This window comes from Gilliamella sp. Pra-s60, assembly GCF_009795755.1.
In the GTDB taxonomy this organism is placed as follows: Bacteria; Pseudomonadota; Gammaproteobacteria; order Enterobacterales; family Orbaceae; genus Gilliamella.
Genome location: NZ_WTFA01000015.1, coordinates 33,259 through 43,501, shown reverse-complemented (window position 1 = coordinate 43,501; position 10,243 = coordinate 33,259). Strand labels below are relative to the sequence as shown.

Here is a 10,243-nt window from a genome sequence, read left to right as displayed (position 1 = left end):
ATCTTTTGTCTCGCAAGTGCCCACACAGATTGTCTGTTTCTTCTTTTTAAAGAGCTAACAGCGTTTAATTAACTCAACATTTCGTCGCTTTACTTCGCTGTCTCAAGGGTTGCGTATGTTACTCACTTCACTCCTAGACGTCAACCCCTATTTTAAAAAATTTGCTTTTTTTGAATTAAGTGATTTTTTTTTGCACAAAACACACTTTTATAAGGTTATTTTTATTTGTTTTACTACATTAATAGCCTTATTAATCGCTTCTTTGGGTGTTACCGCTTTAGCTAGTGCAACGCCCATTCTTCTTATTCCTTTTACTTCTGGTTTGCCAAATAGACGCAAATCTGTTTGTGGCTCACTTAATGCTTTATCTAAATTAGCAAAAGAAACTTGTTTTGAATTCCCCTCTACCATTAAAACGGCTGAAGCGCTTGCTCCATATTGTTCAATAATAGGAATAGGTAGTCCTAATATTGCTCTAGCATGTAATGCAAATTCAGATAAATTTTGTGAAATAAGTGTAACCATACCTGTATCATGAGGACGAGGAGAAACTTCGTTAAACCAAACTTGATCACCTTTAACAAATAATTCCACACCAAACAAACCACGCCCACCTAAAGCATCAGTTATTTTAGTTGCAATGTCTTTTGCTAAGTTTAATGCCTTGTTGGACATTTGCTGTGGTTGCCAAGATTCTCGGTAATCACCTTTTTCTTGACGATGTCCGATAGGTTCACAAAATGAAACCCCATGAATATGCCTAACGGTTAACAATGTCACCTCATAATCAAAATCAATAAAGCCTTCAATGACAACTTTTCCACCGCCCGCTCGCCCACCTTCTTGCGCATATTTCCATGAAGATTCAATATCTGCTTCACTTTTTAATAAAGATTGCCCTTTACCTGAAGAGCTCATAACTGGTTTAACCAAACAAGGAAAACCAAGTTCCTTAACCGCTGCTTTATACTCTTCTTCATTTGATGCAAACCGATAGGAGGATGTAGGTAAGTTTAATTCTTCGGCAGCAAGTCGACGAATACCTTCCCGATTCATAGTCAATTGTGTGGCTTTTGCAGTAGGAATAACGGTAAAACCATCTTTTTCCAATTCAATTAATGTATTGGTTGCAATTGCTTCTATTTCAGGAACAATATAATCTGGTTTTTCTATTTCAATGATTTTTTTTAAAGCATCACCATCTAACATATTAACAATATGGTAACGATGAGCGACTTGCATTGCCGGTGCATCTGGATAACGATCCACCGCAATCACTTCACACCCCAATCGCTGTAACTCAATAACAACTTCTTTAGCTAGTTCGCCTGCACCACATAGTAATACTTTAGTTGAAGCCGGTGATAACGGAGTACCTAATCTTGTCATAATTACCTTTATGTTTATTAACTAATATATTCCAAAATAAAAAATCGGGATATAGTCCCGATTTTTAATAAACTAAGTTATGCTTCATAAGGATCGCGCAAAATCATTGTTTCACTACGATCTGGACCTGTTGAGATTATATCAATTGGCGTTTCAGTCAACTCCTCAATTCGTTTAATATAATCTTTTGCTGCTTGTGGCAAGGCATCATAACGCTTAACACCAAAAGTTGACTCACTCCAACCAGGCATTGATTCATAAACAGGTTTGACTAAACTCCACTCTTCAGCTGCTGCTGGTGCATTTTTTATCACATTACCGTCTGGTAATTGATAACCAACGCAGATTTTTACTTCCTTAAGCCCATCTAATACATCAAGTTTAGTTAAACAAAATCCAGAAACAGAATTGAGTTGTACTGCTTTACGAACAGCAACTGCATCAAGCCACCCTGTACGACGACGGCGACCTGTCGTTGCACCAAATTCATTACCTTGCTTACAAAGGTATTCACCCACATCATCAAATAACTCTGTTGGGAATGGGCCAGCACCAACACGTGTAGAGTAAGCCTTAACAATACCAAGTACATAACCAACATAGCGAGGACCAAAACCAGAACCTGTCGCAACGCCACCAGCTGTAGTATTAGAAGAAGTAACAAAAGGATAAGTGCCATGATCAATATCAAGTAATGTACCTTGTGCACCTTCAAACATGATCTTTTCGCCTTTTTTACGGGCATCTTCCAATAAAGCAGGCACATCAGCAATCATTGAGATCAGAATATCGGCAATTGCTAATGTATCATCTAAAACTTTCTGATAGTCTACAGCTTCTGCTTTATAATAATTAACTAATTGAAAATTATGATACTCCATCACTTCTTTTAGTTTTTCAGCAAAAGCTTGGCGATCGCGTAAATCACCAACACGGAGTCCACGACGAGCAACTTTATCTTCATAAGCTGGCCCAATACCACGCCCAGTTGTTCCAATAGCTTTACTGCCACGCGCTTTTTCACGAGCTTGATCTAACGCAATATGATAAGGCAAAATTAAAGGACATGATTCAGAAATAAGAAGCCTTTCTTTAACAGGAATGCCGCTATTTTCTAACTCTTTCATTTCTTTCATCAAAGCATCAGGGCATAGCACAACACCATTTGCAATAATGCTTATTACATCATTACGTAAAATACCTGATGGAATTAAATGTAATACTGTTTTTTCACCATTAATCACTAATGTGTGACCAGCATTGTGCCCACCTTGATAACGAACAACATACTTTGCTTTTTCTGTGAGTAAATCAACAACTTTACCTTTGCCTTCATCACCCCATTGTGTACCTAACACAACAACATTATTACTCATAGATTATTTACTCATTTAATTATTAGATTTTAATTTCATATATTGCAAAAACTCACTGTCAGGGCTAATAACCATGACATCATTACCTGTAAAGCTTTGTTCATAAGCTTTCAAACTACGGATAAAACTAAAAAATTCTACATCATTACTAAAAGCATCAGCATAAATTTTAGCCGCATTAGCATCTCCTTCTCCACGAATAGCTTGAGATTGCCGTTCAGCTTCAGATAATATTTTTGTGACTTCCAGTGTCGCCTCTGCTTGTATTTCATTCGCTCTATTAACACCTTGATCGTATTGATTTTCTTTCATTTTTTCATAAATAGATTTAGACACTTCTTGAGGAAAATCAATTTTCTTTATACGAATATCAACAATTTCAATACCAAAAGATTTTATACTTATTTTATTACTTTCAGAATCTTTTTCAGCCTCATTAACAATATTTTCTGCTGATTTATTTTCAACAGTTTCCTGAGTGGGAGCGTTTAATGCATTTTTAATACTCGCCAAAATAGAAGTATGAGAACCATTAAGAATATCAATAGTATCTAGTTTGCCAATTTCAGTCTTTAAACAACTATTTACTTGAGCAAACAATAAATTTTCAACACTATTATTTCCTGTAGTAATAGCTTCGTAGTATCGATTAAAATCAACAACTCTCCATTGTACAAAATAATTAACAACTAAATCTTTATTTTCACGAGTTATGAATTTTTGATCCCGATCCGTGTTATTTGAATTATTAATAGTTCGGATCTTAGCATCAATAACTTTAACCTTATCCATTCCCGGAATTTTAAAATGCAATCCAGGATCAGATAATTTTATAATTTTATTAAATCGTAAAACAACACCACGAGTTCCTTCTTCAACAACATAAGCACTAGAAAAAAACAAACCAACTAAAATCAATATTATAGGAATCAATAATTTGCGCATATTTATCTCCTTATTTCCCTAAAAACCGTGGAGTCCGCGCAGTATTGCCGACATTAGAGTTATTCGTGCTGTTTTTAACCTCTTTAGGTGATTCCACTGTTGTCTGAGACTGATCTTTTACTGCTTCAGAAGAACTCGATGTATCTTTACTATTTTGGTTTGGTAAAGCCCCTAAATTAGAATTTTTTTCATTTTTATTTTTTAACAGTTGTTCTAATGGTAGAACCATTAAATTTCCACTTTTATCATTAACTATAATTTTGCTAGTTTTGGCTAATATCCTTTCCATCGTTTCAATATATAAATGTTCTTTTATAAGTTCTGGTGCCACTTTATATTGTGGTAAGATTTTTTCAAAACGAGCCACATCACCAGCAGCTTCAAGTTCCACTTTTACTTTATATGCATTTGCATTAGCTAGCATAACAGCAGATTGAGTTTTTGCTTCTTCAATTTGTTTATTCTTTTTATTTATAGCTTCATTTATTTCATTTTTTTTATCTTTCTGAGCTTTCATAACATTACTAAAAGCTTCTTGTACTGCTTGAGAAGGACTAACTGTTTGGAAATTAATATCTACTATACCAATTCCCATATTATAATTACTGATAATATTAGTTAACTCATCTTTTATACGATTTACTAGTTCAGAACTACCATCTGTAAGGTCACTATTCACACCAGATCTATCAAATTCAGTATGCAAAGCACTATCCGCTGCTTGTTGTAGGCTATCTTTAACATTAGTGACATTAAATAAATATTTAATAGGATCGACAACGCTATATTCTACCTTCATACCAACAAAACCCAAATCATCACCGGTTGTTATCATAAAACCGTCTAGATTAAAATTATGCGTACTTTGTGTATCAACTTTATACACTTTATCAACTAAAGGTAGATTCCAATTTAATCCAGGCTGAATAATTTCGGGTTGAACTTTACCAAAGCGAGTAACCACACCACGTTCATTTTGATTGATAACATAAAAACCGCTCATACCCCAAATAATAACCAGTAAAACAACTACAGATACAATAATTCTAGTAGTATTCATCGGTAATTTAATCCCAGAGCCACCTCTATTATTACCAAAATTACCTTTTTTAAATAATTTCTTAACGTTATCAAATAAACCAGTAGACGAATTATTAGTTGGTTTTTTGTTATTATTATTACCCCATGGATCGTTATCTTGTCCGTTATTACCGGGCTGATTCCACGCCATATTTATATGCTCCATTTAACAATTAGTTGCTATTTTGTTTATCGATTAAGTATAACAGATCTGGCTCTTGTTTACAGAGACGATTCCATTCAATTAAAGGCATTCTCACATCTAAATGAAAACTACCATCATCATTAATAAATTCATGTTCTACCGCATTTAGCTGATAAAAACGACTTCTAAGCCTTGCCAAATGAGTTGGTAAGCTTAATTGACAAACTTGAATTTGTTTAGAAAGCCTTTCTTTTAATGCAATAAATAAAAGATCTAATCCTAAACCATTTTGCGCTGAAATCCAAACTCGAATTGGCATACCATGTTCATCTCGATCAATACTTGGTTGTTTACCTTCTATTAAATCAATTTTATTCATAACAAGTAATGTTGGAATTTCGTGAGCATCGATTTCAAGCAACACTTCATCAACGGCATGCATATTATCCAATAAATTAGGATCTGCTGCGTCAATGACATGTAGTAACAATGTTGCTTCTTGCGTTTCAAGTAATGTTGCTTTAAAAGCCGCAATAAGATCATGAGGTAAATGGCGAATAAAACCAACAGTATCAGCTAAAACAACTTCACCAACATCATCAACAATAACTCTTCGTAGCGTTGGATCAAGTGTAGCAAATAGCTGATTAGCAGCATACACATTTGCATTTGTTAATGCATTAAATAGTGTTGATTTACCAGCATTAGTATATCCAACTAAAGATACTGTTGATAAATCAGCTTTATTTCTTGATTGACGATTTTGATTACGCTGTTTTTCAACTTTAGCAAGTCTTGATAAAATTAACTGAATACGATGACGAATCAACCTTCTATCTGTTTCTAATTGAGTTTCACCGGGCCCACGTAAACCAATCCCACCTTTTTGTCGTTCTAAATGTGTCCAACCCCGAACTAAACGGGTAGAAAGATGCTGTAATTGCGCTAATTCAACTTGCAATTTACCTTCATGAGTTCTGGCGCGTTGCGCAAAAATATCAAGAATTAAGCCTGTTCTATCAACAACACGGCATTTACACAATTGTTCTAAGTTACGTTCTTGGGAGGGAGTTAAAGTATGGTTGACTAAAATAACAGAAGCATCAAGTTGCTTAACCTTTTCTGCTACCTCTTGCGCTTTACCTTCACCAATAAAATATTTGGTCTGAGGCGCTTTTCTTGAAGTTGTCACAATATCGAGAATATCTATTTGAGCAGAAGAAACTAAAACTTCAAACTCTTTAAGATCCTCGATATCGCTTTCTTGGGGGAAGAATACATGGACTAATAAGGCAGTTTCACCACCTTTATATCGTTCAAACAAGTAAATTCTCCACTAAAATATTAGCTTTCATCTTCCTCTTCAGATTGAGACACTAATAGTCCAGAAATAGGTCTAGATGGGACAACTGTTGAAATAGCGTGTTTATATACCATTTGGCTGACAGTATTTTTTAACAAAATAACAAACTGATCAAATGATTCAATTTGTCCTTGCAGCTTAATACCATTAACTAAATAAATTGACACTGGAATATGCTCTCGACGAAGCAAATTTAAATAAGGATCTTGTAATGACTGCCCTTTTGACATGAGTTTATCCTTTAAAATGATAATAATGTGATGGTAAAATAACTGTAATAAAAAATAAATATCTATTTAATTTTAAATATAAGATACTTGTTTAACGTGTACCAAAATAACACAAAAAACCCAGCTATTAAACCAGTCAGTTTAAATTTATGCAAAAATAACTAAAATTTTAATAAATTTACAAAATAATAGAAAATAAATACTAAAAAAACAAAAATAAATTTAAAGTCAGAAAACATGATCAAAGACGTTACTAATAATATTATTAGAATCTAACCATGTAACGGGTTGCTTCCAATTACGAAGCCACGTAATTTGTCTTTTAGCTAATTGTCTTGTGGCACAAATACCTTTAAAAACCATTTCGTCATAACTTGTATCACCATTTAAATATTCCCACATTTGACGATAACCAACACAACGAATAGAAGGCAAATTTAAATGCAAATCAGCTCGCTGCATGAGTACTTTAACTTCATTTTCAAATCCGTCATCAAGCATTTGTAAAAAACGTTGCTCAATACGCTCATGTAATTGAGATCTATCTTGCGGCATAATAGCAAATTGCATAATATCGTATGGTAATGCTTTACCACTTTCTCGTGTAAGTTCTGTTAGGCTTTTACCTGAAATCAAATATACCTCTAATGCTCGATTAAGACGTTGAGGATCATTAGGATGAATTCTTTCAGCAGAAACAGGATCCACTTTTTTTAATTCTTCATGAATCGCTTTCCACCCTAATTTATTAGCTTTATTCTCTATTTGCTCACGAATTTCACTATTAGCCGCAGGAAGAGGAGAAAGCCCTTCGATCAAAGCTTTAAAATAGAGCATGGTACCACCTACCAATAGAGGAATTCGCCCCTTTTCCAATGACTTTTCAATTTCCATCAATGCATCCTGCCGGAAATTTGCAGCTGAATAACTTTCTGCTGGATCACAAATATCAATCAATTTATGTGGATACTTTTTTTGTTCTTCTTTAGTTGGCTTAGCGGTACCAATATCCATACCACGATAAATTAAAGCTGAATCGACACTTATAATATCAACGGGATAACGATCATAAAGCATCATAGCAAATGCTGTTTTACCAGAAGCTGTTGGTCCCATTAGCGAAATAATTTTTGGTTTGTTCATGATAAAACTGATTGTGTTAAAAATTGTATATCAATCGGATATAAAAATGATTCTTGATGTAACAAATTAATATCCACTTGTTCTAACTGAGCAAGTAAATGAACTACGTTATCCACACTCCAATTTGCTGCATAATTATCATTATACTGGCTAGCTAACCAAGCTGAAATTTGAGTTGGTTCGAAAAAGTCCTTTTCTGATGACAAAATAAAAGCGATTAAAGCAGGTAACACTTTTTGCCAATTGATAGAGCGTAATGTTTTAGGAACATTTTGCAAATATAGCTTTGCTTTATCAATATAAAAATCAAACCCTAAAGAATTTAATTGTGTTTGATTAGTAATAAGAACTTGCTGCTCTTTATGATTAATTAAAATGGTTAATGGGATAAGCAATTTTTCAGATTCTTGTGACAATAACTTAATCTCGATAACTTTTTGTTGAGCAATAGGTAATTTCATTAGCATTAATTTTTGCTGATTATCTTCATATTTTTCAAGTAAAGCAACGTCAGGTTGGATAACCGTTAGCACCCGACCAAATTGAACTAATTTTGAACTATCAATTTGATTCTTCAATGATTGTAATGATGTATTTCGTTTAGGAAATAATGCTTCAATCACCGCTTTTTGTGGTTCAGTGATTTTATCTTCTTCTACTACTGAAATTGGCTTTTTGAACTCAATTTGTGTGACTCCTTGAAAAGGTTCAACATGGACTAACTGACCATACAACGCATTTTCTTTAATATAATTACTTGTTTTTTTCTTTGGCTCATTAATTACCTGATAGGGTTTATGAATCGTTTGTTGGTTAAAAATATTTTCACCCGCAGCTTGACGATTGGGCGTTATTGTTGGTTTTTCTTCTGTTACTGGTAGATTAGAATCAAGCGCCATAACAATCGCTTGATAAACAAAATCATGAACTAGCCTAGCTTCATGAAAACGGACTTCATGTTTAGTTGGATGAACATTAACATCGACTTGCTTAGGATCAATTTTTAAAAAAATCACATAGCTCTGTTGCTCATTAGTTCGACTAACATAAGCTTGACGTAACGCATGATTCAGTAATTTATCTTTGATAACTCGACCATTTACATAAAAATATTGTAAATTACTTACTTCACTACTAGTAACCCAACCTTGAATAAGCAAATCATCATGCTGCCAGTCAAGTTTTATCGCTTTTTGCATAAAAGATCGTCCACAAACTAATTCAACCCTTTTTTCTAGAGAAGATAAACGATACTGTTTTATTAATTTACCATTATGTTGCAAATTAAAAGTTACATCAGGACGAGATAGCGCAATACGCCGAACAAATTCCTCGATATGCATAAATTCGGTTTTTTCTGTTTTTAAAAAACGACGCCTTGCAGGCGTATTATAAAACAGATCAAGCACTTCCACAGTAGATCCCACTGGGTGAGCCGCTGGTTTAATAATAGGCTTCATATCTCGACCTTCAGCATAAACTTGCCATGCCTCAGATTGTTCTAAAGTGCGTGATGTTAATGTCAATCTAGCAACCGAGCTAATACTCGCTAAAGCCTCACCACGGAAACCAAGACTAATAATCGCATCTAAATCATCTAATGAACTAATTTTACTGGTTGCATGACGCGCAAGCGCTAAAGCCAATTCATCTTTCGCAATACCGCAGCCATTGTCACGAATACGAATTAACTTACAACCACCTTGCTCAAGCTCTATATCAATTTGAGTACTACCCGCATCAAGGCTATTTTCAACTAACTCTTTAATAACAGAAGCTGGACGTTCTACCACCTCACCAGCTGCGATTTGATTAGCTAATTGGGGTGAAAGAATATGAATTGCCATTAATGCTGCTCTCCAAATTTTGGATTTTGTTTAACATAATTTTTTATACCTTGATAAATAGCTTTAGCTATTTTATCTTGATGAGCATTACTACCAAGTAAAGTTTCTTCATTTTGATTAGAAATAAAACCAACCTCAACTAAAATAGATGGGATATCTGGCGAACGTAATACGCCTAAACTTGCATGTTCAGGAACTGATTTATGTAATTTTATTGTTCCCTTCATCTCTTTTAATACTTGCTTTGCTAGCTCGTAACCCACTTGTTGAGAATAAGAAAACTGTAAATCTAATACCGCTTGACTCAAATGGGGATCGTGATCATCACTAAGCGCATCACCTGCTCCACCTAATAATTGTGACTGCTTTTCGTCTTGTTCAAGCCAACGACCAAGCTCTGTATCAGCACGTTTAGTCGACAAAACCCAGACTGAGGCACCTGTTGCACTCCTATTTGGTGCGGCATCGGCATGAACAGAAACTAATAAATTAGCTTTATTTTTACGAGCAATTTCTGAACGTTGAGAAACCGAAATAAAATTATCACTGGTACGGGTTAGCACCCCCTTAAAATTAGAATCTTTATTCAACAAATTAGTTAATTTTTTTGCAATTGAAAAAGTAACAGTCTTTTCATACAAATTATTTTTTCCTATTGCGCCAGAATCTTTACCACCATGCCCCGCATCAACAGCAATTACAACTTTAGCTGCATAAGCAGAACT

The 10,243-nt window shown here is 34.3% G+C and carries 8 protein-coding genes and 1 pseudogene; all 9 read right to left on the bottom strand.

The genetic code is table 11. The features are described from left to right. Positions 1-207: 207 nt before the first annotated feature. Positions 208-1,389 carry a formate-dependent phosphoribosylglycinamide formyltransferase gene (gene purT / locus GQ596_RS09290; RefSeq protein ID WP_160401400.1) on the bottom strand — a complete coding sequence of 394 codons (1,182 nt, stop codon included), beginning with the start codon at positions 1,387-1,389 and terminating at the stop codon, positions 208-210. Positions 1,390-1,466: 77 nt separating this feature from the next. Further along, positions 1,467-2,765, bottom strand: coding sequence for an adenylosuccinate synthase (locus tag GQ596_RS09285; protein ID WP_160401399.1), 1,299 nt, complete (start codon positions 2,763-2,765; stop codon positions 1,467-1,469). A gap of 15 nt (positions 2,766-2,780) precedes the next feature. Beyond that, the gene (gene hflC, locus GQ596_RS09280; RefSeq protein ID WP_160401398.1) at positions 2,781-3,710 is read right to left on the bottom strand and encodes a protease modulator HflC; all 930 of its coding nucleotides are present in this window, start codon (positions 3,708-3,710) and stop codon (positions 2,781-2,783) included. Between the two features lie 10 nt (positions 3,711-3,720). Further along, complete coding sequence (gene hflK / locus GQ596_RS09275) at positions 3,721-4,941, bottom strand: FtsH protease activity modulator HflK (protein ID WP_160401397.1); 1,221 nt, start codon at positions 4,939-4,941, stop codon at positions 3,721-3,723. Between the two features lie 22 nt (positions 4,942-4,963). Beyond that, complete coding sequence (gene hflX, locus GQ596_RS09270; RefSeq protein WP_160401396.1) at positions 4,964-6,259, bottom strand: ribosome rescue GTPase HflX; 1,296 nt, start codon at positions 6,257-6,259, stop codon at positions 4,964-4,966. Positions 6,260-6,279: 20 nt separating this feature from the next. Further along, the gene (gene hfq / locus GQ596_RS09265) at positions 6,280-6,528 is read right to left on the bottom strand and encodes an RNA chaperone Hfq (RefSeq protein WP_160401395.1); all 249 of its coding nucleotides are present in this window, start codon (positions 6,526-6,528) and stop codon (positions 6,280-6,282) included. Positions 6,529-6,756: 228 nt separating this feature from the next. Then, positions 6,757-7,671: a tRNA (adenosine(37)-N6)-dimethylallyltransferase MiaA gene (miaA, locus tag GQ596_RS09260; RefSeq protein ID WP_160401394.1), complete on the bottom strand. Its 915-nt coding sequence runs from the start codon at positions 7,669-7,671 to the stop codon at positions 6,757-6,759. Further along, positions 7,668-9,518 carry a DNA mismatch repair endonuclease MutL gene (gene mutL, locus GQ596_RS09255; RefSeq protein ID WP_160401393.1) on the bottom strand — a complete coding sequence of 617 codons (1,851 nt, stop codon included), beginning with the start codon at positions 9,516-9,518 and terminating at the stop codon, positions 7,668-7,670. Before mutL ends, miaA begins: the two co-directional genes overlap by 4 nt. 20 nt (positions 9,519-9,538) lie before the next feature. Next, positions 9,539-10,243: pseudogene (locus tag GQ596_RS09250) on the bottom strand (N-acetylmuramoyl-L-alanine amidase); the annotation flags it as partial.